The organism is uncultured Microbulbifer sp., from assembly GCF_947498635.1.
In the GTDB taxonomy this organism is placed as follows: domain Bacteria; phylum Pseudomonadota; class Gammaproteobacteria; order Pseudomonadales; family Cellvibrionaceae; genus Microbulbifer; species Microbulbifer echini.
In genome coordinates, this window is sequence record NZ_CANMKV010000018.1 from 1 (window position 1) to 25,251 (window position 25,251).

25 protein-coding genes are annotated in these 25,251 nt (G+C 55.3%); 9 read left to right on the plus strand and 16 right to left on the minus strand.

Annotated elements, in window-relative coordinates; all coding sequences use genetic code 11:
• Positions 1-162: 162 nt before the first annotated feature.
• Positions 163-1,449 carry a M48 family metalloprotease gene (locus tag Q1A69_RS10925; RefSeq protein WP_299585121.1) on the minus strand — a complete coding sequence of 429 codons (1,287 nt, stop codon included), beginning with the start codon at positions 1,447-1,449 and terminating at the stop codon, positions 163-165.
• 69 nt (positions 1,450-1,518) lie between these two features.
• On the opposite strand from Q1A69_RS10925, the gene Q1A69_RS10930 reads away from it, so the two are divergent.
• From Q1A69_RS10930 to Q1A69_RS10945, 4 genes are read left to right on the plus strand one after another with little or no spacing between them, the layout of a single operon-like run.
• Positions 1,519-1,998: a DUF4265 domain-containing protein gene (locus tag Q1A69_RS10930; protein ID WP_299585123.1), complete on the plus strand. Its 480-nt coding sequence runs from the start codon at positions 1,519-1,521 to the stop codon at positions 1,996-1,998.
• 60 nt (positions 1,999-2,058) lie between these two features.
• Positions 2,059-2,835, plus strand: a complete 777-nt coding sequence (gene yaaA / locus Q1A69_RS10935; RefSeq protein WP_299585125.1) for a peroxide stress protein YaaA — start codon at positions 2,059-2,061, stop codon at positions 2,833-2,835.
• Complete coding sequence (locus tag Q1A69_RS10940) at positions 2,832-3,443, plus strand: DUF938 domain-containing protein (protein WP_299585127.1); 612 nt, start codon at positions 2,832-2,834, stop codon at positions 3,441-3,443. Before yaaA ends, Q1A69_RS10940 begins: the two co-directional genes overlap by 4 nt.
• A 2-nt stretch (positions 3,444-3,445) precedes the next feature.
• Positions 3,446-3,805 carry a hypothetical protein gene (locus Q1A69_RS10945; RefSeq protein ID WP_299585128.1) on the plus strand — a complete coding sequence of 120 codons (360 nt, stop codon included), beginning with the start codon at positions 3,446-3,448 and terminating at the stop codon, positions 3,803-3,805.
• A gap of 22 nt (positions 3,806-3,827) precedes the next feature.
• Here the strand turns inward: Q1A69_RS10945 and phoR are convergent, their stop codons facing one another.
• The 4 genes from phoR to Q1A69_RS10965 form a co-directional block, all read right to left on the minus strand.
• Complete coding sequence (gene phoR, locus Q1A69_RS10950) at positions 3,828-5,153, minus strand: phosphate regulon sensor histidine kinase PhoR (RefSeq protein WP_299585130.1); 1,326 nt, start codon at positions 5,151-5,153, stop codon at positions 3,828-3,830.
• 137 nt (positions 5,154-5,290) lie between these two features.
• Complete coding sequence (gene phoB / locus Q1A69_RS10955; protein ID WP_299585132.1) at positions 5,291-5,995, minus strand: phosphate regulon transcriptional regulator PhoB; 705 nt, start codon at positions 5,993-5,995, stop codon at positions 5,291-5,293.
• 109 nt (positions 5,996-6,104) lie between these two features.
• Positions 6,105-6,947 (minus strand): 4-hydroxybenzoate octaprenyltransferase, encoded by an 843-nt coding sequence (gene ubiA / locus Q1A69_RS10960; RefSeq protein WP_299585298.1) that lies wholly within the window; start codon positions 6,945-6,947, stop codon positions 6,105-6,107.
• Between the two features lie 62 nt (positions 6,948-7,009).
• On the minus strand, positions 7,010-7,591 hold the full coding sequence (locus tag Q1A69_RS10965; protein WP_299585134.1) for a chorismate lyase: 582 nt from the start codon (positions 7,589-7,591) through the stop codon (positions 7,010-7,012).
• A 147-nt stretch (positions 7,592-7,738) separates the two neighbouring features.
• Between Q1A69_RS10965 and Q1A69_RS10970 the strand changes: the two genes are divergently transcribed.
• Entirely contained in the window at positions 7,739-9,058 is a 1,320-nt protein-coding gene (locus Q1A69_RS10970) for a dicarboxylate/amino acid:cation symporter (protein ID WP_299585136.1), read from the plus strand.
• Positions 9,059-9,095: 37 nt separating this feature from the next.
• Here the strand turns inward: Q1A69_RS10970 and recG are convergent, their stop codons facing one another.
• Both recG and Q1A69_RS10980 read right to left on the minus strand, forming a co-directional pair.
• Positions 9,096-11,198 (minus strand): ATP-dependent DNA helicase RecG, encoded by a 2,103-nt coding sequence (recG, locus tag Q1A69_RS10975; protein ID WP_299585138.1) that lies wholly within the window; start codon positions 11,196-11,198, stop codon positions 9,096-9,098.
• Positions 11,177-12,100 carry a hydrogen peroxide-inducible genes activator gene (locus Q1A69_RS10980; protein WP_299585140.1) on the minus strand — a complete coding sequence of 308 codons (924 nt, stop codon included), beginning with the start codon at positions 12,098-12,100 and terminating at the stop codon, positions 11,177-11,179. The genes recG and Q1A69_RS10980 overlap by 22 nt, the downstream gene beginning before the upstream one ends.
• Positions 12,101-12,289: 189 nt before the next feature.
• Between Q1A69_RS10980 and Q1A69_RS10985 the strand changes: the two genes are divergently transcribed.
• Together Q1A69_RS10985 and Q1A69_RS10990 are read left to right on the plus strand one after the other, a co-directional pair.
• The gene (locus tag Q1A69_RS10985) at positions 12,290-12,550 is read left to right on the plus strand and encodes a GlsB/YeaQ/YmgE family stress response membrane protein (RefSeq protein ID WP_020413961.1); all 261 of its coding nucleotides are present in this window, start codon (positions 12,290-12,292) and stop codon (positions 12,548-12,550) included.
• Positions 12,551-12,781: 231 nt separating this feature from the next.
• A complete protein-coding gene (locus Q1A69_RS10990) occupies positions 12,782-13,666 on the plus strand; it encodes an NAD-dependent epimerase/dehydratase family protein (protein ID WP_299585142.1) in 885 nt (294 codons plus the stop codon).
• 56 nt (positions 13,667-13,722) lie between these two features.
• Here the strand turns inward: Q1A69_RS10990 and Q1A69_RS10995 are convergent, their stop codons facing one another.
• From Q1A69_RS10995 to Q1A69_RS11020, 6 genes are all read right to left on the minus strand, one after another.
• The gene (locus Q1A69_RS10995) at positions 13,723-14,106 is read right to left on the minus strand and encodes a Rid family detoxifying hydrolase (RefSeq protein ID WP_299585144.1); all 384 of its coding nucleotides are present in this window, start codon (positions 14,104-14,106) and stop codon (positions 13,723-13,725) included.
• A 117-nt stretch (positions 14,107-14,223) separates the two neighbouring features.
• Entirely contained in the window at positions 14,224-16,341 is a 2,118-nt protein-coding gene (spoT, locus tag Q1A69_RS11000) for a bifunctional GTP diphosphokinase/guanosine-3',5'-bis pyrophosphate 3'-pyrophosphohydrolase (protein WP_299585146.1), read from the minus strand.
• 55 nt (positions 16,342-16,396) lie between these two features.
• Complete coding sequence (gene rpoZ, locus Q1A69_RS11005; RefSeq protein ID WP_299585148.1) at positions 16,397-16,660, minus strand: DNA-directed RNA polymerase subunit omega; 264 nt, start codon at positions 16,658-16,660, stop codon at positions 16,397-16,399.
• Positions 16,661-16,761: 101 nt separating this feature from the next.
• Positions 16,762-17,382: a guanylate kinase gene (gene gmk / locus Q1A69_RS11010; RefSeq protein ID WP_299585150.1), complete on the minus strand. Its 621-nt coding sequence runs from the start codon at positions 17,380-17,382 to the stop codon at positions 16,762-16,764.
• Positions 17,383-17,614: 232 nt separating this feature from the next.
• Positions 17,615-18,859, minus strand: coding sequence for a sterol desaturase family protein (locus Q1A69_RS11015; protein ID WP_299585152.1), 1,245 nt, complete (start codon positions 18,857-18,859; stop codon positions 17,615-17,617).
• Positions 18,860-19,000: 141 nt separating this feature from the next.
• Positions 19,001-19,597 (minus strand): TetR/AcrR family transcriptional regulator, encoded by a 597-nt coding sequence (locus Q1A69_RS11020; RefSeq protein WP_299585154.1) that lies wholly within the window; start codon positions 19,595-19,597, stop codon positions 19,001-19,003.
• 156 nt (positions 19,598-19,753) lie between these two features.
• On the opposite strand from Q1A69_RS11020, the gene Q1A69_RS11025 reads away from it, so the two are divergent.
• On the plus strand, positions 19,754-20,296 hold the full coding sequence (locus Q1A69_RS11025; protein WP_299585156.1) for a carboxymuconolactone decarboxylase family protein: 543 nt from the start codon (positions 19,754-19,756) through the stop codon (positions 20,294-20,296).
• An 83-nt stretch (positions 20,297-20,379) separates the two neighbouring features.
• Here the strand turns inward: Q1A69_RS11025 and Q1A69_RS11030 are convergent, their stop codons facing one another.
• The 3 genes from Q1A69_RS11030 to Q1A69_RS11040 all read right to left on the minus strand — a co-directional run bounded on the left by Q1A69_RS11030 (position 20,380) and on the right by Q1A69_RS11040 (position 24,317).
• Positions 20,380-22,119: a S8 family peptidase gene (locus Q1A69_RS11030; protein ID WP_299585158.1), complete on the minus strand. Its 1,740-nt coding sequence runs from the start codon at positions 22,117-22,119 to the stop codon at positions 20,380-20,382.
• A gap of 651 nt (positions 22,120-22,770) precedes the next feature.
• Positions 22,771-23,325 carry a rhomboid family intramembrane serine protease gene (locus Q1A69_RS11035; RefSeq protein ID WP_299585160.1) on the minus strand — a complete coding sequence of 185 codons (555 nt, stop codon included), beginning with the start codon at positions 23,323-23,325 and terminating at the stop codon, positions 22,771-22,773.
• A gap of 104 nt (positions 23,326-23,429) precedes the next feature.
• Complete coding sequence (locus Q1A69_RS11040; protein WP_299585162.1) at positions 23,430-24,317, minus strand: YicC/YloC family endoribonuclease; 888 nt, start codon at positions 24,315-24,317, stop codon at positions 23,430-23,432.
• Between the two features lie 109 nt (positions 24,318-24,426).
• On the opposite strand from Q1A69_RS11040, the gene rph reads away from it, so the two are divergent.
• On the plus strand, positions 24,427-25,146 hold the full coding sequence (gene rph, locus Q1A69_RS11045) for a ribonuclease PH (RefSeq protein WP_299585164.1): 720 nt from the start codon (positions 24,427-24,429) through the stop codon (positions 25,144-25,146).
• Positions 25,147-25,251: the final 105 nt, after the last annotated feature.

Here is a 25,251-nt window from a genome sequence, read left to right on the forward strand (position 1 = left end):
ACGCAGATTTCAGGGAATGAAAATGGGGATAAATACGTATGGAAACCTGATTTTTGACTAAAAAACATTCATTTTTTTGCTGTGTGAAACCTAATGCAGAGTTAGAAAGCTATTTTTCAGAGTCTCCCTAAGTAAATCATTCAAGTTTTTTAAAATCCCTAGCTAACCCTTTCCTGTCAGGGTCTGAATTCTTGCCTGCGCCTTAGAACCAATCTCCCCTCCCGCCCCAGCTGCAGTTTGGTAGTGTTTGAAAGCACTTTGCTTGTTTCCCTGTTTTTCGTAGACCTCACCCAAGTAGTAGTGCGCATAGGCGGTATCCAGGTAGCGCAGCGAGCGGTTTAAGTCTCTCTCCGCCGCGGTGTAGTCTTTTAACTGCGCACTGGCCATGCCGCGCTTTAACCAATGGGAAAACAGTGCTGGATTTTTTTGTACCGCACGGTCGTAGGCTTGATGCGCCTTATCGAACTGATTTTTATGGGCGAGTAGATCCCCTTCCAGGGCGAAAAAATGAGCTTCTTTCGGCTGTTGCTTTTGGGCCTTGCGTGCCAAGTGTAATGCCGTGTCGAATTGTTTTTTGTTCGCCGCCTTTAATGCATCATCGTAATTTTTGTAGGCGTCGGCATCGCGCTTCAGCTGGGCTATCGCTTTTTGATAGGCAGCGCGATTGGTGACGCCGCCCTTGGGCAGTGATTTACTGTGTTCAATATTCGCACTCACGCGAGATTGTGATGGCGGGTGGCTGGCGAAGAGGGCTTCCAGGCTATTGCTTTGACGCCCTTTGGAAAGTTCGACGAACTTGCGTTGCAGGCGCACGGCGCCCTGGGAGTCGTAACCCGCTGCGGTCATATATTTCATGCCGTATTTATCCGACTCCAGCTCGTTGCCGCGGCCGTAGCGGGCGATGTAGGCGGATCCCCCCAGTTGGCTACCGGTAGAGATCAGATCTGCATAGGCGGAATCTTTGGCGGCGACGCCTAGGACTGCAAGTCCAGCACCGAGCACCTGTTGTTGGGACATGGCAGTGGCGGAGTGGCGCGCGGCGGCATGCACTATCTCATGGCCGAGCACTGCGGCGAGTTCGGCCTCATCCTCCAGCAATACCAATAAGCCCCGGTTTATCGCGATTTTGCCTCCTGGCAGTGCCCAGGCGTTGGGCACGGAATTGTTCAGCACCACAAATTCGTAAGGGAGTTGCGGCTGGTCGGAGACCTTTGCCAATTTTTGCCCGACTCGGTTCACATATTCCTGCAAGCTGGGGTCTATGGTGTATTGGCCGCCCTGTTGCTGTTGGTTTATCGGGTATTGCTGCTGTCCTAAGTTCAACTCTTGCTGAGTTGATAGGAGGGAGAGCTGTTGCTCCCCGGTAACTGGATTAGTGACACAACCATTGAGAACTGAGGTTGCTGTCAGCGCCATAGCCGCGAAGAAAGCCTGGTTGCGCGAGATCATTGCTTGCCTCCCTGTATAATGCCGGTTATTCAACGATCACCCATTGTACACAGTCCGGGAATAGAGGTTATGACGGCACTTCAGGTAATCGAATTATTTGCAGGCAACAACCCCGATGGCGAGCCGGTGGTGGAGCGCTTACAGGTGCGTGTCAACGAGGATGACAGCTGCCAGTTGGTGCGTTCTCCTGCATTTATAAAAGGCATCGCCAGTGGCGATAGCATTAAAGTCGATAAGGATACACAGCAGTTTGAACTGGTAAAGCGTTCCGGCAATTTGGCAATCCGCATCTTTTGTCGCGGAGACAGTGCCGAACTCTCTGACCGCTTGAGCCCGCAATTGGAGAAACTTGGAGGAGAGCTGGATCTGGAAGTTCCGCGTATGCTGGTATACAGCATCCATGTCAGCTGTGGTTTCGATAAGATTGAGAAGATTCTCAATAGTATCTGCGATGGGGCCAATAGCGTCTGGTACTACGGTAATGTTTATGATCCTAAGGATGGCCAGACACCGCTCAATTGGTGGCAAGACATCTTGAAACCCGAGTAGAAACAGAACGGGCCAGTAGAGTTAAAACCGGTAGCAAAGCAGCGATAAGTAAGGCATCCGATGTTAATAGTGATTTCTCCAGCCAAGACGCTGGATTATGAGAGCGATATTCCCGCGCTGGAAACTACCCAGCCGAACTTCCTCAAGGAGTCTGCCGCGTTAATTCAGGAATTGCGCGCACTGAGCCCACAACAGATCTCCAGTTTGATGAAGGTTTCCGACAAACTCGGTGTTTTGAATTACGACCGCTTCCAGACTTGGAGGCGCCCTTTCACCGATAAGAACGCACGACCGGCCCTGCTTGCCTTTAAGGGGGATGTCTATACGGGGTTGGCCGCTGAGACTATGGGGAAGCGGGATTTCAGCTATGCGCAAAAGCACTTGCGGATGCTTTCCGGACTCTACGGTCTGCTGCGCCCGCTGGACTTGATGCAGCCCTATCGCCTGGAAATGGGTACGAGGTTTGCCAATAGCCGCGGTAAGAATCTGTACGAATTTTGGGGCGAGGAGATCACAGAGGAACTCAATGAACAGCTGCACAAGTTAAAGAGCCGCGAACTAGTTAACCTCGCGTCCAATGAGTATTTCAAGTCTGTCAAACCCAAGGTACTCAATGCTGAGGTGATCACGCCTCACTTTAAAGACCTAAAAAATGGCCAGTACAAAATGATCAGCTTCTTCGCCAAAAAAGCGCGGGGTATGATGAGTCGCTGGGCTATTGATCAGCGAGTAAAGAAAGCGCAGGAACTCAAGGGCTTTGATGTGGCGGGCTATCAATTCAACCCGGACATGTCGAGTGAGCGCGATTGGGTTTTCACTCGGGATGAAGCGCAATGAGTGACGCGAGCTTGCCGGATGCGCCGGCCTGTGCGCGCAATCGTGATCCAATTTTATCCCACCTGCGTCGCTTGTTGGCCAATAGCCGCCAGGTGTTGGAGGTCGGTAGCGGTACGGGCCAACATGCAGTCTATTTTGCCCCGCGCCTTCCCCATTTGATTTGGCAGACCTCGGAGCGGGCTGAGATATTGCCCGGTGTGCGCGCCTGGCTGGATAGCGAACCCGCACCAAACCTGCGTCAACCCCTGACCTTGGATGTCGATGCGGAATGGCCCGAGCTCAGTTTCGATAGTGTCTTTACCGCGAATACTTTGCACATCATGTCGCGGGAGTCAGTGCAGCTTTTTTTCCGCAAGCTGGCCAGGATACTGCAGCCCGCTGGATTACTGGTTGTGTATGGCCCCTTCAAGATAGGTGGTGGCTTTATTGGGCCCACAAATGCCGATTTTGATGCGCAGCTTAAGGCGCGCAACCCAAACAGCGGTCTACGCGATCTGGAGTGGCTCGATCAACTGGCAGCTGAGGCGGGTATGTGTCGTGAAGAATTCAATTACTTGCCCGCCAACAATCAACTGGCCGTTTGGCGCAAAGATGATAATAAGGAGTGATTATGCCGGTGTGGTTTGAAGTATCCGTTGTTGTGGCATTTGCCATAGGGGCAGTGTTCTTTTTCGCTAAATACCGCGAAACCGCGGCCGCTCTACACGAGAGTGAGCGTATGAAAACGCGCCTCTCCAATGACCTGAATCGCTACAAGGACGTGCCGCGCCTGCGCGCTCTGCGCGAGGCGCTGTTGGGCGCTAAGCCCCTGCCCATAGATGATGATGGCAATGAGCATCTGTTGTTGCGGGATGGCGATTTGCAGTTGCACCATTTGATTCTGCGCCGGGAGAGCACACCGGTGCACGATGAAGAAGAGGCTACTTACCTTAAAAATGGTGAGCCGGTAAAACTATCGGAGTTTGAATAGTTTCAGGGGAGTGGGGAGCGGATCAGGAATCCGCCGCCATTTCCTGTACCAGTGCAGGCGTTTTTTCTAGCTTCCCGTAGGGAAAGTGCAGGGTGAAAGTACTGCCCTGGGCGGGGACGCTCTGCACACTCATCTCTGCGCCGTGGCGTATCAGCACATGCTTGACGATGGCGAGGCCCAGTCCGGTGCCACCGCTGTCCCGCGAACGACCGGGATCCACCCGGTAGAAGCGCTCCGTCAGGCGCGGAATATGAATCGGGTCTATACCGATGCCCTGATCCCGCACACTGAAGTGCCCGCCGCGATCGTCCAGCCACCAGCACAGCTGGATCTCCCCTTGTCCCGGACTGTATTTCACCGCATTTTGGGCCAGATTAGCAAAGGCGCTGTGTAATTCGCTGGCATCGCCGCGGAGGCTGCAATCCCCTTTGCAGTCCACACTGATCTGGTGGCGATCGCCACTAAAGCTGCGCGCCTCCCGCGCAACTCGCTCCATCAATTCGCGCACATTCACAGAGACATCACCGCTTTTACGCTCTGAAGTCTCCAGTCGTGCGAGTAACAGCAGATCGTTGACCAGGGTAGTCATGCGCGCGGCTTGCTCTTCCATCTGTTCCAGGGGGCGCCGCCAAGCGGGGGGCGCCATATCGCTGCTTTGCAGAGTCTCCAGATAACCCGCGATCACGGTCAGGGGGGTGCGCAGTTCATGGGAGACGTTGGCAACGAAGTCTCGGCGCATCTGCTCAAGGTTGTGTAATCGGGTGATGTCGCGGACGATCACCAGCGCTTCGTCCTTACCGTAACGGGTGACTTCCAGCTGCAGGTGCAGGGCTTCATTGCCCGGTGAGGGCAAAGTCAGTGGTTCGCGGGGGTTGCTGTCCTCGCTGTGCATATAGCTGACAAAGCCGGGATCGCGCACAAAGTTCACCAGGGATTGTCCCTGATCGCTGGATTGCAGGCCGAGCAGTTCGCCGGCGGCGGGATTCCACCAGGCCAAGTGGTCGCCATTTTCCAGTGCCACAATACCTTCGCGCAGGGCACTGGTACTGTCCTGAACCCGGCGCAGCATGACGTGTAGCTTCTGCCTTTCGCGGCGATGGCGGCGCTGCATGCGGTAGAAGTCGTCGTAGATGTCGCCCCAGATACCAAAAGCGGTGGGGGCTGGGCCGCGGCGGCCATTGGCCAACCAGCGATTGAAGCGGTGCTGTTGCAAGAGCACAGAGATCAGGTAGATTGCCAGCCCCGTAATCAAGGCGAGCGTCCACTCAGCGGTACTGAAGCCGAGGGTCAAGCAGCCCAGAGTAATGATTAAAAAGCGCGAAAATTCGCCAATACTGCGATCCAACATAGGCTTGCTGTGTTACCTGGCGGTCGTCGGGAGGGCTGAAGTCAACCCCCCGCACTCAGTACATCTTAGAAACCCGGCCTACTGTGAGTAAATGACCAAGGGTTGTCGCGAGAGTCAGTGTCGATCCTGAGGGATTGTCACACTTTTTCGACAGTTTGCACAGAAAACCGATAGCCGGTGCCGCGTACTGTTTGGATATATCGGTCGTGACCATCCAGTGCCAAAGCTTTGCGCAGACGCCGAATATGCACATCTACGGTGCGCTCCTCCACATAGACATTGCCGCCCCAGACGTGATCCAGCAACTGGGTGCGGGTATAGGCGCGCTCTTGGTGAGAGAGGAAAAAAGTCAGTAGGCGAAACTCGGTAGGACCCATCTCCACCGGCTGTCCTTTAATGGTGACTCTGTGACTCAGTGGATCGAGCAGTAATTCGCCGGCGCCGAGGGGGTCTTCCGGGGTGGCCGGACCCGCGCGGCGCAGCACCGCCTTAAGGCGTGCGACCAGCTCGCGGGGGGAGAAGGGCTTGGTGATGTAATCGTCGGCTCCCGTCTCTAACCCTTTGATTTTATTATCTTCTTCGCCTTTGGCGGTGAGCATGATAATGGGGATTGAGGTGGTCAGCTCGTCGCGCTTAAGGCGCCGAGCGAGCTCGACGCCGGATACATCGGGCAGCATCCAGTCGAGAAGAATCAGGTCTGGCTTTTCATCGATGACCAGGGCGTGGGCCTCCTGGGCGTTTTCCGCTTCCAGGCAGCGGTAATCCGCCATTTCCAGTGCCACACGCAACATATCGCGTACTGCGGTTTCGTCGTCGACAATCAGGATCGTTTTACTGTGCATTTGGCTGCCATACCCGTTCTGTTGTCAGAATTTCCCATTTATGGGCGGGGATTAAACGGGATTTATATGACAAATATATGACGGTCTCGTCTGAACCCCCAGACCGGGATCAACTCAGGACATAATGCAAAGATATTCCGGCAAACAGCGCCAACCCAACCCAATTGTTGTGGAGAAATGCCTTGAAACAGGCATCTCGGTCGCGATTGCGGATCATCCACTGTTGCTGGGCGAAAAGTACTGCTACTACAGCCATGGCCAAGTAGTAAACGGCGCTAAGGTCGAAGCGCTGACCGATCAACAGCAATGCCAGCAACACCAGCAGTTGCAGGGCCGCCGTCATGGCTCTATCCATTTCGCCGAACAGGATTGCCGTGGATTTAACGCCGATTTTAAGATCATCATCCCGGTCCACCATGGCGTAAAAGGTGTCGTAACACAGGGTCCATAACAGGTTGGCGGTATAGAGCAGCCAGGCCTGGGGCGGCACTTCGCCGGTGACCGCGGCAAATGCCATAGGAATCCCCATACTGAACGCCGCCCCTAATACCACCTGTGGCAGGTGCGTATGGCGCTTGGCGAAGGGGTAGCAAAAGGCCAGTAACAATGCTGGCAGCGACAATAAAATTGTGAGCGGATTAGTCGTGAGCACCAGCAGGAAGGCTGCCAGGCTGAGCCCGCCAAATAAGCCCAGGGCCGCTTTGGGTGTGATCTGGCCGGTAGCTAAGGGGCGCGTCACGGTGCGCTTTACATGACCGTCAATCTCCCGGTCGGCGAAGTCATTCACCGCGCAGCCGGCCGCACGCATCAGGATCACCCCCAGGGTGAATACCGCAAAGAGGTGGATTCCAGGCCAGCCACCTGCGGCGAGCCACAGCGCTGCCCAAGTGGGCCACAGCAACAGCAGGGAACCGATGGGCCTATCCATGCGCGCCAGCTGCCAGTAAGGCATGGCGGCGGGCCAGCGTGTGGCGATTTGTTGGCTGATCACGGTGGCTTCTCTCTCTGTGTCGTTTATTGGTTATTGGAAACTATGGGCGGACCTTCGGGGCGGAAATGCGAGAGGAAAGCTTCGGCGACCAGCAGGGGTTTATCCCGCAGCCAGAAAGTCGAGCGGCGTCCCCAGGCACAGTTGTCCTTGTCGCAGAGCCCCTTCAGTTGCAGGTCGGTGTTACGTCGCAACTGGTTCAATTCTATCTCGCCGCGGCGGATACCCGGCTCACTGAAAAGCAGCTCGCCCAGGGGGCGGTTATCCAGGCTGCGCAGATTGCGGGACTTCCCCTGCAAGCTGCGCAGGGGTAGGACACTGCGGGCGTAGACCCAGGGTTGGCCGCAGCCCAACAGTAATACTTCCCGCACCAGGGCGCGGCTGCGGCGCCTTAAATGCAATGCATGGCACTCCTCGGGGCGAGGCAGTTGCCAGCTCTGGCCGAGCACCTGCACACTAAAATCCCCTCCGCTTAAGTGCTTCAGTGCAGCCGTGAGTGAGCCGGTGTACGCCAGCCATGGCAGCAGGTATTGCGGTGGCTGGGGTTGGGCCGGCTCGAAGGGCTGCCCACGCCAATCACCCGCAGGTACAAATGGAGATTGGTGCAACGATAACTCCGTAGTCTGGAAAAGCCGCATTGTACCCTGCCCGCTGACGGCTGGCGCCTCCCCGTTGGATTTTTGCTCACTGGGGCGGCAATGGATATAGTGCTGCCTTTAATGAAAACAATGAATGCATAAAAAGAGAAGCTTGTTATGGGGCTTACGACCAAAATTCTCCTGGGGATGATTGCGGGCATCTTACTAGGGTGCCTGTTCAATTTCTTGAACATGAGCCAGTTGCTTGGCGAGGGTATAACCAGCGCCATTAATCTCTACCTCACCGAAGGCCTGCTCGATATTATTGGCCGTATCTTTATCGCCTCGTTGAAATTGATGGTAGTGCCACTGGTACTGGTTTCCCTGATTAGTGGCGCCTGTGCCCTATCGGAGGGCAGTCGAATCGGGCCACTGGCCGGAAAAACGGTCCTGCTCTATATGCTGACTACTGCAATCGCCATCACTTTGGCGCTGTGTTTGGCACTGATCTTCCAGCCAGGTGTTGGAGTGAGCGAGGCGGCGGCCACGGTGAACTCCAGTTTCCAGCCGAAGGAATCCCCGCCCCTTTCCGAAGTACTGGTCAATATCTTCCCTACCAATCCGGTAGCGGCTATGGCCGAGGGCAATATGTTGCAGATTATTGTGTTCGCCCTGCTGATGGGCTACGCAATCTCCCGCTGTGGTGAGCCGGGTCAGCGTATAGCCGCTTTCTTTAACGACCTCAATACGGTTGTTTTGCGCATGGTGGGGGTACTGATGGTGTTTGCTCCCTATGGCGTTTTTGCGCTGTTGGCGAAGACCTTTGCAGACCTTGGGTTCAGTGGCTTACTACAGTTGGGCAAGTACTTCTTGGTGGTATTGTGCGCCCTCCTACTTCATGCGCTGGGCGCTTACTCCATTCTTCTGAAGCTGTTGAGCGGGCTGAATCCGTTGGAGCTGTTTAAGAAAATGTGGTCCACCATGGTGTTCGCTTTCAGCACGGCCTCTTCTGCGGCGACCATTCCGGTGACCTTGTCGACAGTGGAGAAGCGTCTCGGAGTGGATAACAAGATAGCCGCTTTTACCGTTCCCCTGGGCGCGACAATTAATATGGATGGCACGGCAATTATGCAGGGTGTGGCCACCGTATTTATCGCCCAGTTCTATGGCATCGATATCGGTCTGACGGGTTATCTCACTGTTATTTTGACCGCAACCCTGGCCTCCATTGGCACCGCGGGTGTACCGGGTGTGGGTCTGATTATGCTCGGTATGGTGCTGCAGCAAGTGGGGCTGCCATTAGAAGGTATCGCCATTATTATCGGGGTCGACCGCCTGCTGGATATGGTGCGCACCGCGGTGAATATCACCGGCGATGCGGTGGTGAGCAGTGTGGTGGCGAAGAGTGAGGGCGCGCTAAATGAGGAAGTGTACTATGACTCCAACTACAACAGCGTAAATGCCAATGATCCACAGAGTACGATTGGCGCCCATTGACTCCGCTCAATAGTGCCCTGCGAACAGGGCGACGCCATCAAGCCTCGGCGAAACGGGGCTTGTTTTGCAGCCAGCGTTTGATCAGCAGGCGTTGCATCTCCTGATCGAGCACCGGGGATGCGGCAATTCTCTGTACCAGTGGCAACAGCTCGGCGTCTCGCTGCAGGTCGGCGATACGGTGCTGGATTTCGCCGGTCTGGCGGGTGCCGAGAATCTCACCGGGGCCGCGCAGGCGCAGATCTTCTTCGGCGATGGCGAAGCCGTCGCTGTGCTCGCGCAGCGCCTGCAAGCGCGCGCGCCCGTTTTGCGACAGCGGCGTACCGTAGAGCAGCACGCAGTGGCTGGCGATAGAGCCGCGCCCCACCCGACCGCGCAGCTGGTGTAATTGCGCCAGGCCGAGTCGCTCCGGATTCTCGATAATCATCAGGCTGGCATTGGGTACATCAACCCCCACTTCGATTACGGTGGTGGCCACCAACAGGTCGATTTCTCCCGCCTTGAAGGCGCTCATTACCTGCTCTTTCTGCTTCCCTTTGAGGCGCCCGTGTACCAGTGCCACGCTTGCGCCTTCGAGCATCTCCGCCAATTCCTCGGCGGTGGATTCTGCCGCCTGGGCCTGCAGGCTTTCGGACTCCTCGATCAGGGTGCAGACCCAGTAGGCCTGGCGCCCCTCGGCGATGGCACTGTGCACCCTTTCCATTACCTGATCGCGCCGGTCGTTGGAGATTGCCACGGTGTTGATGGGCTGGCGCCCCGGGGGGAGCTCATCGATGATGGAGCAATCCAGGTCGGCAAAGGCCGACATGGCCAGAGTACGCGGGATAGGCGTTGCGGTCATGATGAGCTGGTGGGGTTGCAGCCTGCCGGTGACACCGCTGGCGGCGCCCTTCTCGCGCAGTTCCAGGCGCTGGCGCACGCCGAAGCGGTGTTGTTCGTCGATAACCACCAGGACCAGGTTATGGAAAACCACCTCTTCCTGAAACAGCGCATGGGTGCCCACCACCAACTGGGCTTCGCCACTGGCAATCTTTGCCAGCTGCTCGCGCCGCTCCGCAACCTTCAGGCTGCCGGTGAGCTGGGCCACCTCTACACCAAGGGGCTCGAGCCAGTTATAGAAATTGATCCTGTGCTGCTCGGCGAGAATTTCTGTGGGTGCCATAACCGCTACCTGGGCCCCCGCGCCGATGCCCTTCAGCGCCGCCATAGCGGCCACCAGGGTTTTGCCTGCACCGACATCCCCTTGTAAAAGACGCATCATAGGGGTGCTCTGGGCGAGATCTTCGGCGATTTCTTTGCAAACGCGCTGCTGCGCGCCGGTAAGTGAGAATGGCAGTCGTGAGAGAAAATCCCTCTCCAGGGACTCATTCGCGGGTAGTGCGGGTGCCGCAACCCTGGCGCTGTTGCGACGCAGCTCCAGCAGGCTTAAGTGGTGGGCGAGTAACTCTTCCAGTGCCAGGCGCTGTTGGGCTGGGTGTATGCCAGCGGCGAGTTGTTCGAGCTGGGTCCCAGCAGGGGGGGAATGCAGGTATATCAGGGCGTCTCTGAGGGGGTAGCGCAATGTCTTGGGCAATAACTCTGCGGGGAGGAGTTCGGTAACTGCTCCGCCCTGTAAAAGTTTGATGGCTTGTTGCATCAGCCCGCGCATGCGCCCCTGGCTTACCCCTTCGGTTAAGGGGTAGATCGGGGTCAGGGTTTCCTCCGTGGTCGCGTTTTCACTACCGACCACTTCGGTTTCCGGGTGGTAGAGTTCCAGCCCGGCGGCGCCGCGGCGGGCTTCGCCGAAGCAGCGAAGGCGCACACCGCGCACAAACCGATTTTTCTGTGCCGCAGAAAAATGGAAAAAACGCAGGGTGATAGAGCCGCTCATATCCTGCAGTTTCACGACCAAGCTGCGTCGGCGGCCAAAGACGATATCCGCCGCGCTCACCTCCCCCTCAATTACCGCGTCCATGCCGGCGGTCAATCCGGCAATCGGTACTACGCGTGTGCGATCCTGGTAGCGCAGAGGCAGGTGAAACAGCAGGTCCTGCAGGGAGTGGATCTGCAGCTTGGCCAGCACCTGGGCAAACTTGTCCCCCACCCCTTTGAGGGCGGTGACCGACTGATCCGCAAGACTGCTTATGGCTCGATCAGATGACACTGGCTGATAGCCTCACGCAATATATCAATAGCACGGTGGCGTGGAAAACTGGCGCGCCAGGCCAGGGCAACGGTGCGGCGTGGGCCGGGCGCAGTAAAGGGGCGAGTCTCCAGTAGACCGCTGGCGTATTGTGAGGCATTGGCTGCGGAGAAGGGTAGTATCGTGATGCCGAGCCCAGATGCCACCATGTGTCTCAGGGTCTCCAGTGAGCTGCCGTCGGCCGCCGTGCGAATACCGCCACCACCACTCTCTTTCTCCATGGTTACCTGCAAATGCGGGCAGGCCTCTAGCACCTGGTCGCGGAAACAGTGGCCCTCACCGAGCAGGAGTACATTGTCTTCGGTGAGTTGTTTGGGGTCGATATGTTCATATTGGGCGAGAGGGTGTCCCGCCGGCATCAACACTACGAAGGGCTCGTCATACAGGGGCTGGGTGACGACATCGGGCTCGGTAAAAGGAAGCGCGATAATAATGGCATCCAGCTCTCCCTTGCGCAGTCGCTGGCGCAGAATTGCCGTGTACCCCTCTTCCACGTACAGGGGCATATCGGGCGCCAAGTGCTGTAACTGCGGGATAAAGTGTGGGAATAAATAGGGTCCGATGGTAAAGATGGCCCCGACCGAAAGGGGGCTCGCCAACTGGTCCCTGCCCTCGCTGGCGATATCTTTGATGGTCGCGGACTGCTCCAGGACCAATTGGGCCTGGGCCACGATGCGTTCCCCCAGTGGGGTGGCCTGTACCCGGGTCTTGGAGCGTTCGAAGAGAGCTACACCTAGCTCTTTTTCCAGCTTTTTTACCGCGATAGATAGGGTTGGTTGGCTGACGAAACAGCGCTCGGCCGCGCGGCCAAAGTGTTGTTCCTGAGCGAGGGTAACGATATAGCGCAGTTCATTGAGAGTCATGGTAAAGACAATTAGCTGGTCTGATTTGATAGCTATTATTCATAAATAATAGCCTCTGGCCAATAGTGCGCTTGAACCTGTCTCCTAAAGCACAAAGTTGGAAAAAAATACCAATTGTGGGCGCGCATATGGGATTGAGGCGCAAAATTTTGCTATATCTTATGGGGGGCAACAGAATGGAGAAACGCCATGGGAGTTTTATCCTGGATTATCCTTGGACTGATAGCCGGCGCCTTAGCAAAATGGATTATGCCGGGTAAAGATCCCGGTGGTTGGATAGTGACCATGGTGATTGGCATTATCGGTGCCTTTATTGGCGGTTGGCTGGGTGCTCTGATCGGGTTCGGTGGACCCGTGACCGGTTTCGGGTTTGGCGACATAATAACAGCCACCATTGGTGCGATTATCTTTCTCGCTGTCTACCGCCTACTCAAACGACGCGGTAATTAGTTCAACACCAGAGAGGCAGAATGAAATGGCGAGGCACAAGTTGCCCCGCACCAGTATTCATGGATGGTTATGCCGCAATCGTTTGCGGATCAATTTTGGGGTGTCGCTCAATCCTTGAGTGAACAGGATCAGGGTTCCTCTGGCTGGGTTTCTCCAGTGGGACTCAACAGCATAAAATCAAGGGAATATGGTAATTGACGCTATCCCAGGCGTCGGATTGCCGGGAACTATATGACAGAAAAAGAGAAGCTTTGGATCCTTGGGTGTGGTGACCTCGGGGCGCGTTTGGCGCTGAATATAGATCGCAAGCAATACAGCGTGTATGGAATGCGCCGCAACCCGCTTGTAGCGCTGGCCAGTAAACGTCGCGCAGATGCGGTCAACTGGCGTCGAGGGGATGCTACCCGAGTGGGGGATATCGAGCGTTTGTTGGCGGATGGTGCAGATATTGTTCTCGCCACATTCACCCCCGATGAGCACACTCCCGGCGGTTACCAGCGCGCCTATGTGGAGACAGCTCGGGCGCTGAGTGAGGCCATTCCCCGCCTGCCGAAGCCACCGCGCCTGGTGATTTGGGCATCCTCGACCCGGGTGTATGGTCAAAGTGGTGACGATTTCCTGGATGAACAGACGCCACCTGCCCCGAGCGGTTTTCAAGGGGAGGCTCTGCTCGCGGCGGAGGATATTATCCGCTCCGCCCTACCCGCGGCGTGCATTGTGCGCTTTGCCGGAATCTATGGGCCTGGGCGCGACCGCCTACTCTCCCAGGTGCGTGCCGGGCGCTGCGCGCCGCCCCAGCCACCGCAATTCAGCAATCGTATACACGTGGATGACTGCATTGGTTTCCTGCTGCACTTGGTTGAGCGGCACAAGCAGGGCTGGGCACCAGAGCCCCTGTATATCGGTGCCGACAGCAAGCCGGTGCCCATGTATGAATTGCAGCAGTGGTTGGTTAAAGCGATGGGGTACACCAGTGCCCATTTGCGCGAAATCGTACAAACCAGTGAGCGCCGCTCGAAAAAACTCAGTAACCAGCGCATGCTCGCCAGTGGCTACCAGCTCAAATATCCCGATTACAAAGTGGGTTACAGCGCGCTGCTGGAGGCGGAGGGGTGAGAGAAAAAGCGTAGTCCGACAGAGGAGCCGGGCGCCGGCCCGGCTTTAGTTGCTGGTTAAGGCACCATGACCCCTTCGGCCTCAAATTGGGCCCCCAGTGGCAACTCTTTGACCACCACGGTGGCGCGTGCCGGGTAGGGTTCTTGAAAAAGTTCTGCCATCACTTCATTAACCGCGGCAAAATTCTTGCTGTCGGTAATGTAGAGGTTGAGTTTCACAATATGCTGCAGGGAGCCATCTGCGGCCTCACAGACGGCATTAAGGTTGCGGAATACCTGATGTGCCTCATCGGCGAAGCTGCCGGAAATCATCTGCTGGGTCTTAGGGTCCAGTCCTATCTGCCCGGACAGATACACCGTATTGTTGACCTTTACCGCCTGTGAGTAGGTTCCGGCTGCCGCCGGAGCCTTGTCTGTTTTGATGATCGCGCGGTTTGGCATGAGGCACTCCATTACTTATTACTATTTGCGGAAGGAAAGCGGGTAAATATAGCCTGCTTTGCGGCAGATGACAGCAGCAGTAGAGCCGGGTAAATGTGGGTAGCTAGTTTCGGCCGGTTACGGTCGCGAGATGCGGATGACCGACGGCAGATTGCGCAGCCTTTTCATCACCCGCGCCAGGTGAACACGGCCGCTGACTTCCAGGGTCAGAGAAATCACGCTGTTGTGCGCGTCCTTCTCGTCCACGTTGATCTGTTCAATACTCGCACCCTCTTCGGTGATACGGGTGGCCAGACGCGCGATAATGCCGCGCTCGGATTCCACCTCCACGCGCACGTCACCGAGGAACTCCCCGCGTACATCTGGCGACCAGTTCACCAGCATCAGGTTTTCCGGGTGTTCGCGGAATTCATTGGTATTGCGACAGGTATCCCGATGTACCACGACACCTTTGCCCGAGCTGATATGGCCGATAATCGTATCCCCGGGAATTGGCCGACAGCAGCGTGCAAAGCTGATCATCATGCCCTCCTGGGCGTCGATGGTCAGCGGTGAGGAGATATTGCTCGCTTCCGCCTCTTCGCTGTGTACAGGTGCCAGCAGTTTGGCTGCGGAGAAGGCAACCTTGTTGCCTAAGCCTATCTCCTCCAGCAGTTTTTCCAGGGTTGCACACTTGGCTTCCTGCAGGCCCTGCTCAATCTGTTCTGGCGTCAGCTCTTCGAGGCGTGTATTGAACTTACCCAGGGCCTTTTCCAGCAGGCGCCGCCCGAGGGCAATGGAGTCGTGGTGGCGCTGGTGCTTGAGGAAGTGGCGAATGGCGCTGCGCGCCTTGGCGGTGACGACAAAGTTGAGCCAGTTGGGATTTGGCTGGGCGTTTCTGCGGGTGAGAATTTCCACTTTTTGCCCACTGGCGAGCGGTTGCGAAAGCGGTGCCAGGCGCTGGTTGATACGCACTGCAACACAGGAATTACCGATGTCTGTATGCACCGAGTAGGCGAAATCTACCGCGGTGGCGCCGGCGGGCAGGTCGACAATCTGTCCCTTGGGGGTGAAGACATAGACTTCGTCAGGGAACAGATCAATTTTGACGTTTTCGATAAACTCGAGGGAATCGCCGGCGCGCTGTTGCATCTCCAGCAGCCCCTGCACCCAGCGGCGTGCGCGTACCTGGCTGGTGCCGCCGGTGTTGATTACCTCGTCACCAGAGGCCTTGTACAGCCAGTGGGCGGCGATGCCGCTGTTGGCCATCTCGTCCATTTCCTTGGTGCGGATCTGCACTTCGATGGGTACCCCGTGCATACCCAGTAACACGGTGTGCAGCGACTGGTAGCCGTTGGATTTGGGGATGGCGACATAGTCCTTGAACTCGGAAATGACCGGCTTGTATAAGCTGTGCATCACACCGAGTACCCGGTAACAGGTGTCCACGCTATCCACAATAATGCGGAAGGCGTACACATCCATAATTTCCTTAAAGGACTTCTTCTTGGTGCGCATCTTTTGGTAGATGCTGAACAGGTGTTTCTCGCGGCCGATCACCAGGGAGCTGATGCCCTCCCGCTGCAGACGCAGTTCTATGGCGTTTTGGATTTTTTCCAGCAGCTCTTTGCGATTACCGCGCGCGGCCACAAGTGCGGCACGCAGGCGACTGGCACGCAGTGGATGGGTGGCAAAAAAGGCGCGATCTTCAAATTCGATACGTACATCGTTCATGCCCAGGCGGTGAGCGATAGGGGCGTAGATTTCCAGGGTTTCGCGGGCGATGCGCTGGCGTTTTTGCGGCTTTAGCGCGCCGAGAGTGCGCATATTGTGCAGACGATCGGCCAGTTTAACCAGAATCACGCGGATATCGCGCGCCATGGCCAGTGCCATTTTCTGGAAGTTCTCTGCTTGCTTCTCCGCGGCGCTATCGGTTTCAAACTGGGTCAGTTTGGAGACGCCGTCGACGATCTCGGCAACCTCACCACCAAACTGTTCTTCCAGCGCGGCCTTGGGTATACCGGTGTCTTCGATCACATCGTGGAGCATGGCCGCCGCCAGGCTCTCGTGATCCATATGCATGCCCGCGAGGATAGTGGCCACTGCCAATGGGTGGGTCACATAGGGCTCACCCGAACGGCGCTGTTGGCCGTCGTGGGCTTGCTCCGCATAGAAATAGGCGCGACGGACTATCTGAATTTGCTCGGGAGGCAGGTATGAGGAGAGGCGGTGGGCCAGACTATCGATGGTGTGCAATGCCGCGTGCGCCTCTCATATAACTCACAAAACTCTCAGTCAGAACGGACTGAAATCAAATATCCTGGTCGGACAGATAGGCCGGAGCTGCCATTGGTGCGGGGGCCTCTTCGCGATCTGGTTGGTCGAGGATGCTCGCATCCACCAAGCCCTCCTCGATTTCGCGCAGTGCGAGTACCGTGGGCTTGTCGTTCTCTTCTGGAACCATCGGATCGTGGCCGCCGGTAGCGATCTGGCGGGCGCGCTTGCTGCCCACGATAACGAGTTCGAAGCGGTTGTCTACGTGCTCCAGGCAATCTTCAACAGTAATACGTGCCATAAACTTTCGGTTCCATTCACTGTGCCCGGGGAGGGCGAATTCTGTTCGGAGGGCCGGTTATTTTACCGGACCGCGGAGTGTACGCAATTCGATCAACCGCCTCAATGGCGTAGCAGTGCCTGCAAGAGCGCACCGTGGCGCTTTTGTTGCTGTAGCAGGCGCTGGCGCTGGGCGGTGAAGATGGAGCGCAGTTCGGTCAAGGCTTGTTCGAAGTCGTCGTTGATGACCAGATAATCAGCTTCTACGTAGTGTGCCATTTCATCGATGGCCTGGTCCATACGGCGTTCGATGACCATTTCATCATCCTGACCGCGGCCGGTGAGGCGATCGCGCAGGGCCTCCTGGGAAGGCGGTAAAATAAAGATACCGATGGTTTCCGGGTGCAGCCGGCGCACTTGTGTAGCGCCCTGCCAGTCGATTTCCAGGATTACATCGCGGCCGCTGGCGAGAATTTCTTCGATACTGCCCTTGGACGTTCCGTAGTAGTTATCACCATACACCTGGGCATGCTCGAAAAAAGCATTTTGATCAAGCATCGCCAGAAACTCTTCCCGCCCCACGAAGTGATAGTCGACACCATTTACCTCGCCAGGGCGCATGGGCCGAGTGGTGTGGGAAATAGAAACGGTGACCTGGGTGTCGCTATCCACCAGCGCTTTCACAAGGCTGGTTTTCCCCGCACCGGAGGGAGCGGATACGGTATAGAGGGTTCCTGTTTGCACAACTGATCCTGTTCGAGGGCAAAGCGTGCATTATAACCGAAGCGGCTACCCGAGCGGAGGCTAGCAGTCGCGGAAGATTGGGTGAAAGGCTAAACCCCGGCCGGAGTTGGGGGGTAGGTGTTGGGAGTTTCAGGAGGCGCTACAAACTGCCACCTGAACCCGGCCGGGATCGCCCAGCGGGAGTTTGTTCAGCCACCACCAAAAATCTGCGGCTGAGACTCACCCCTTGTTGCTAATCGCAAACGACAGCGACTGTATCCTCTTTACCACTGATTGCCAACCACCCCCAGGCCAGAGCACTGATAGTGATATAGGTGGCCAAAATTGGGACAAATTGTGCATTTAACAGTGTCAGCCCCCCGGCATAGAGTGCCAATCGCAGAGGCTCCAGGTACTTTGTCAGTGGGTGGTTGTCGAGGATACGGCCGTTGATCACCAAGCTAAAAACCAAGAGGGCAACAATTGTCAGCAGCGCGCCTGAGGCTAGGCTTTGGTAGTACCACAATAGAGCCAGGGTGGCGGTGGAATAGCATAGATGTTGAGCAAAGGCGTAAAAGCGCAGGCCCCGGCGGATCTGCGGATCAAAGCGCTGGAAGTGCGCCAGGTCGGTGGAGGGTACCGGCATTGCCGCCTCGGCGTCGGCGGGCCGGTAACCGGTGGGGCGGAACCAAAGGGTAAATTTGTCCCACCAGTTTTTTGTGTACCAGGCGTCCTGGGCCATACGTTTCAGATGCTGCAGGTTGGCTGCAAGCGGATCGAAAGTGTTGAGGGGTTTGCGCACACCATAAATACAGGGTTCCTGCTCCAATTCTTCCTGGTAGGTGCCAAACAGCCGGTCCCATAAAATCAGGATGCCGCCGTAGTTTTTATCCACATATACTTGGTTTTGTGCGTGATGCACACGGTGGTTGGAAGGGGTAATCAGCAGCCATTCCATCCAGCGAATCTTGGGGATTTTTTGCGTATGTACCCAGAACTGGTAGATCAGATCGATGGCACCGGCCGCGATCACCATCTCCGCGGGTAGGCCAATGAGTAGGAGGGGCAGGTAGAAAACCCAATCCAGTTGCAAACCACCGCTGGATTGGCGCAGAGCGGTGGTCAGGTTGTAGTCCTCGCTCTGATGATGCACTAAGTGTTCTGCCCAGAATACATTCACTTCGTGACAGAGGCGATGCTTCCAGTAATAGCAAAAATCGTAGGCCAGGACGGCCAGTAACAGATGCCATCCATTGTTCAGGGACCAGTTGAAGCCGACGGCTTGATAATAGGGCTGTAACAGTTGAAAAAGCGGAAGGTAAATTATCAGAAATAGGCTTTTGTAAGTCAGTCCGAGTGTGCGGCTGAGGATACCCGTACTTAAATTACCCAGGGCGTCATTGAGGCGATAAACCCCCCACCCTTTCCAGCGGTCCAGGGCGAGCTCTGTGAGCACGGCGATCAGAAAAAAAGGGATAGCGAAGGTAATTAGATCCACGGCGACCTCTTATTGTTATTGCGCTTTGGTCTACCTCGAACTGTGCCACACAGATCCACTCGGACAAATATTCACAGGAGCTGGATTCCGAAATCCGTCAGTGTTCGCTCGCAAAAATCAGTCTCCCCGCCATAAATCTCTTTAACCTGTTGTTCGTGCAGTGGCCGAATCGAACAACTTCAAGATCATGTGTTCAACTGCTGCACGGTCAGCAGTGGCACGGAGAAAGGTGCGCAGCCCGATCATCTGGACCTGCAATTGTCGGGCAAGCAGGTCTGAATCTGTATCTTCCGACAGCTCCCCATTGGCCATCGCCTCTTCTACATATTGGCGGAATTTGGCCCCATGTGCAGCCAAGAGGGTGCGAGCTTCGCCCAGTAGCTCCTCCTCACTCTCGTCCAGTTCAGAGATGGCCTTGGCCAGCAAGCAGAGCTCATTCGGGGTATCAGCGTCGCCGTCCAATAGTATGTGACGAAAATAAGTGCGCAAGCCACCTATGGTGGTTTTTCCTCCGTCCATACACTGCTGAAGAAGTTCAGTGCGATTCTGGGCATAAAAGCGAAGAGCTTCTTTGAAAAGTCCCGACTTACTGCCGAAAGCAGCATAAATGCTGCCGGGACGCAGGTTGGTGGCCTGCTGTAAGTCACGGGTTGAGGTGGCGTGAAATCCCCTTTGCCAGAATAGCCAGGTTGCCTTTTGTAGAACCTCCTGACGATTGAATTTCGCGGTATTGGCCATACTGCCTCCAATTGAGCGACTGCTCAAATTCTACCCTGCTGGGGGTAATACGCCAATTACCATTTGTTATTGAACGACCGCTCAAAATTCTATAGCCTGAGCTTAGTTGATCGATCGCTCAATTATTTAACCCAGAGAGAGAAGGTAGGTTTAGCGATGAAAGAGTTCCAAGTTTATGATCTCGACAGTGCGCCAGAAGGCAGTAAACCCTTGTTACAGAAATCCATCAAAGCTTTTGGGTCTATCCCCAACCTGCACGGGGTGATGGCGGAGTCGCCCCAGGCCCTGGCGGCCTACCAGGACCTGCATCAGCACTTCATTGATAGTTCATTTAATGCTGAGGAGATGACGGTGGTGTGGCAAACCATCAATGTTGAACACAATTGCCATTACTGTGTTCCGGCGCATAGTGCAATTGCCAAGGCTATGAAAGTGGATGATGCAATTAACGAAGCGTTGCGTAACAAAACTCCTCTACCTACCAAAAAGCTCGAGGTGTTGAGAGATACTACTTTGGCGATTGTACGTGAGCGCGGAGTGGTATCTGATCAGGTATTGGAGCGCTTTTATGGTGCCGGTTATAACCGGCAAAATATGCTGGACATTATTGTCGGCGTTGCGCAGAAAGTGATGAGCAATTACATCAATCACCTTGCCGATACACCGGTAGATGCCCAATTTGTTTCTTTTGTACGTTAATTTGGCTGGTGCTGTTGTGGGAGAGTGAGAAAAAGGCCGGCCTATGCCGGCCTTTTTCTATGGCGGTAAGTTCAGTTTGCCACTTAAGGTGCGGCTTCGGCTTCTAGAGTTGCACCTGTATAGGATCTGTAGCCGTATACGGTGATAGTCCAGGTACCTGACTGAGGATTACTGATGGTGCAGCTCTCATTATTGTTCGAATTCCCGGAAGTGCATGCCCATTGTGAAGAATTGCTATGCCCCACGTACAAGTCTGCATCACCCTCGCCACCGTACATCTGCACGTTCAGGGAGGAGGTGCCTGATCCCACTTCGATAGTGAAGTCCCTCCGGCTGCGCCAGCCGCCGGAGAGGTTGGTTTCCGTCCAGCTGGCACCAGTGCCATCACCGCCATCACCGTCACCATCACCACCACTATTGCCGCCAGTGGCCATGGCCACTGCCGCTGCGGCATCGACAATACCTGCACCGCAGCCGCTGCAGGAGGCCGGGAAGCTACGTGCTGTGGTGGTCAGAATAGACTCGACGTCGTCCGGGGTGAGGCTGGAATTCACTGAATAGAGCAGCGCGGCGGCACCGGCCACGTGAGGCGCGGCCATACTGGTGCCCTGCATGTAAACGTAGCTATCGCTACCGGCGACGGTAGCACCGCTATTGTGCGTGGAGAGGATCCCATCGGGGTCGTTAGAAAAACTCTGTGCCCCCCCCGGTGCCGCAATGTCAACCACGCTGCCGTAATTAGAGAAGTAAGAGCGACCGCCATTACGATTGGTGGACGCAATTGTAATCACCCCATTACAGCTCGCGGGGCTGTATTGGCTCGCGTTATCCGTTTCATTACCAGCGGCAACAACTACGGTAGCGCCGAGACCGCGCGCGGTATTAATGGCATTTTGCGTGGTGGTGTCGCAGCTACCGCCACCGCCGAGGCTCAGGTTGAGTACCTGGGCTGGGTTGGTGTTGGTTGGCAGACCACTGACAGAACCGCCGGCACCCCAGATGATGCCGTCGGCGATATCCGAGGTATAGCCACCGCAGCGGCCGAGCACGCGAATGGGGACAATCTTAGCTTTGTAGGCGACGCCTGCAATGCCCATATTATTGTTGGAGACCCCTGCGATAGTGCCGGCTACATGGGTGCCGTGCCAGCTGCTGTCACTTTCAGAGGGGATACGCGGATCGTCGCCACAGGCCTTATCGGTGTACCAGTCGCCCGGATCGGTGGCATCGCTATCGCGACCGTCGCCATCCACGGAGACAAAGGTGTCGGAAATCATGTCGTAGCCCGGCAGTATATTGCCTACCAGATCGGGGTGAGGGCGGTAACCAGTATCGAGGACAGCGACAACAGCACCTTCGCCCTGGGTTACATCCCAGGCGGCGGGTAGGTTCAAGCCACCGGTGGATTCGAAGTAATGCCATTGATTGAGGTAGCTGGGGTCGTTAGGCACCGCCATAGCGCGCATAATCCGGTCCGGCTCGGCATACTCCACATCCGGGTCCTGTTTGAGGCGGCTAATAATCGCGTTGATTTCCGCCTTATTTTTGCGTCCTTCCAGGCGCATTACTTGTGCTCCAGTGGCCATGCGGCGCAGGTGGCGCATCTTGTGACCGGCACGACGTGAGGCCTTGTCCACCGTCTCCTTGGCCATGGTCGCGGTCCGACCGGCCTTGGCGCTCTCTTTATATTTGACGATGATCCGATCGGTGAACAGCTGATTGTCGGTTTCCTGAGCCTGGGCGGCGAAGGGGGTCGTACACAACAGTGAGAATATGCTCGCTAGGGCCGTCTTTTGCAGCAAACCTTTCAGTGGTGATGTCATTATTGTTATTTCTCCAAAATTGTTGTTAACCGGTTGTCGGCCGCTATTGCGGCAAACCGGTCACTCCTGAGTAGCCTTCCGGGTAACAGAAAAAAATCTATCAACCGAGCGCTCCAAATAAACCCAAAATGGGGAATTGGCAGCTAAAGAAAGCAATTTTGGTACCAGAATTTCAATCTGGTACGAATGTATAACGATGTCGAAATCATTGTCCTCAGCCGAGACACGACAACTTATGTGTCTTAAAGCGACAAATTTATAAAATTTGAGAAATAAGTCCGATATTGAAAATTTATCTATCGGAAAAATGTGTCGTAGTTCGCAGGGGACGTGTTGAGGGGAGCGTGAAAAACCCTAAAAGAAAACGATCAAAATTTTTCTTTTAGGTAGGAATTCACGTTTTGTCTTTGGGGGCTTTGTAACCCTGGATGTTTCGATCTACGGGATCAAGGCCTTTTTTTCTGCATCGGTGCCTGGCGGAGAGAGGATGAGCTTTTCATCAGGAGATAAAGGGCGTTTGGATGTTTCTTAAAAATGCCATTGGAGCATTCATATTTTTTCTGTTGGAAAATTATATGAATTCTACGGAGTGCCCGCTGCGTGTGACGACCCTAAATGTTGAATAGCTCGTGATTCAGGTTTGGGTTCAATTTACCGGGCCATGCTGTAACTAGGGGCGTGTGCCCAAAATTTCGCAGCTAATACGCCGAAAATAAAACCAAAGAGGTGCGATTCCCAAGAGATATAATTTCCTTGCGGTAGCACGCCAAAAATAAGGCCGCCATAAACCAATCCTACAAAAATCGATATGATTAATCGACTGAAGTGCTTACTGATAAATCCGGCCAGTAGTAAAAACCCTAAGTAGCCATAGACTACGGAACTTGATCCCAAGTGGTTTCCGCCTCTAGCAAAAAGCCAAACGGCAAGCCCGGTGGCAACAATAATGGTCAGTGTCACTTTCAGGTAGGTTTTAACTCCGTACTGTAATACTAAAAAGCTAAAAACACACAGGGTAAATATGTTTGATAGAAAGTGCCAAATACTACCGTGCAGCAAGGGAGCGGAAAAAATATGGGGTAGATGATTGAGAGATCTTGGGATCAGACCAAAATAGTTTAGCGATCGGCCAGTCAGTATATTGACTATTTCAATCGTGGCTAATACTAAAAATATAGCCCCAACCCATTTAATATTCTTTCGCATACGTTTTGCTATTTATTTAGAGGCGGGATAGATAGTGGAAAGGTTCTCTCGAAGAGTGTGAGTTTGGGGCTTTCATTTGTATTCTGAAAGCCCCTATTACTTTCTTACTCAATATTCTGCACTTGCTCGCGCATCTGCTCAATCAGCACTTTCAGCTCTACGGCGGCTTGGGTCGTGTCAGTCACAATGGATTTTGACGAAAGGGTATTGGCCTCGCGATTAAATTCCTGCATCAGGAAATCCAGGCGGCGACCAATGGCGCCGCCACCGGCGAGTACACGGCGGGTTTCTGCTGTGTGGGCACTGAGACGATCCAGCTCCTCATCCACATCGGCCTTTTGCGCGAGAAGTACAATCTCCTGCTCCAGGCGGTCTTTGTCCAGGTCGACAGAGAGTTCCTCCAGGCGGGTGCGCAGTTTTTCCCGCTGAGCTTCCAAAATTTGTGGCAACAGCTGGCGCACCAGGGCAACCTGCTCCTCGATACCTTTGAGGCGGGCTTCGATAAACTTGGCCAGTTCTGCGCCCTCGCGCTCGCGGTTTGCACGCAGCTGTTCCAGCGCCTCGCGAAAGGCGTGCAATATTGTGGCGGACTGTTGCTTGGTATCGGCTTCCGGTTCGCTGATCACGCCGGGCCACTGCAGGATTTGTAAAGGGTTGAGTGGTTGGGTGTCCTCACTGGCGGCCACCTGTTTGGCGGCGTGAACCAGTGCCTGTGCCAGTGGCTGGTTGATTTCGAGGCCAGTGCTTTCCACGCTGTTGGCTTTTACCGTAAGGGTGAGTTCCAATTTTCCGCGGGATAAATTTTTGCGCAAAATATCGCGCAGCTGAGCTTCCAGGGGACGCGCGACTTCGGGTAGGCGAAAATGGGGTTCCAGGTAGCGGTGGTTAACCGAGCGCAGCTCCCAAATGGCGGTTCCAGTGGCATAGGTGGCTTCGGCGCGGCCGAAAGCTGTCATGCTTCGCACCTTGTTCTGTTCCCGGTTATTGGCCATTGCTGATCCCCTGCAGGCGTATTTATCGGCCCGGCATGATAGCACAGCGTTCGGATATCTATGTGGGGGTATATAATGCTGGGCTTTCATTCATTGTCTGAGGTGAGCTATGCAGCGTCCCAGTGGTCGCGCAGCCGCGCAATTGCGTCCGATTAAAATAACCCGAAACTATACCCGCCACGCCGAAGGCTCTGTGCTGGTGGAGTTCGGCGATACTAAAGTCCTTTGCAATGCCTCAGTATCGAGTGAAGTGCCGCGCTTTTTACGCGGTCAGGGCAGCGGCTGGATCACCGCTGAGTACGGCATGTTACCGCGCTCTACGGGCTCGCGAATGCCCCGTGAAGCTGCCAAGGGCAAACAGAGTGGCCGCACCGTAGAAATTCAGCGCCTGATTGGCCGCTCTCTGCGTGCGGCGGTGGACTTGGAAAAACTCGGCGAAAACCAGATCACCATAGACTGCGATGTGATCCAGGCCGATGGCGGTACTCGTACTGCGGCGATCACGGGCGCTTGTGTGGCACTGGTAGATGCGCTGCGACACATGCAAAGGGAAAAATCCCTCGATAAAGATCCATTACTCAATCTGGTCGCTGCTGTTTCTGTAGGTATTTACGATGGCGAGCCGGTGCTGGATTTGGATTATCCGGAGGACAGCACGGCCGATACCGACATGAATCTGGTGATGGCGGCGGACGGTGGCATGATCGAGGTTCAGGGGACGGCGGAGGGCAAGCCTTTCACCGAGAAGGAATTTGCGCAGATGCTGGGGCTGGGCAAGGCGGGTATTGATGAATTGATCGCCCTTCAGCAAGAGGCGCTGGATCAATAGTAAGTTGGCGGTACGCCATTACCCCTTTGGGGATAACACAATCCGCTGATTGGCTCTGCGAATCAGCGGATTGAAGGCGCCCGGAGCGCCCTGACCCCAGAATAG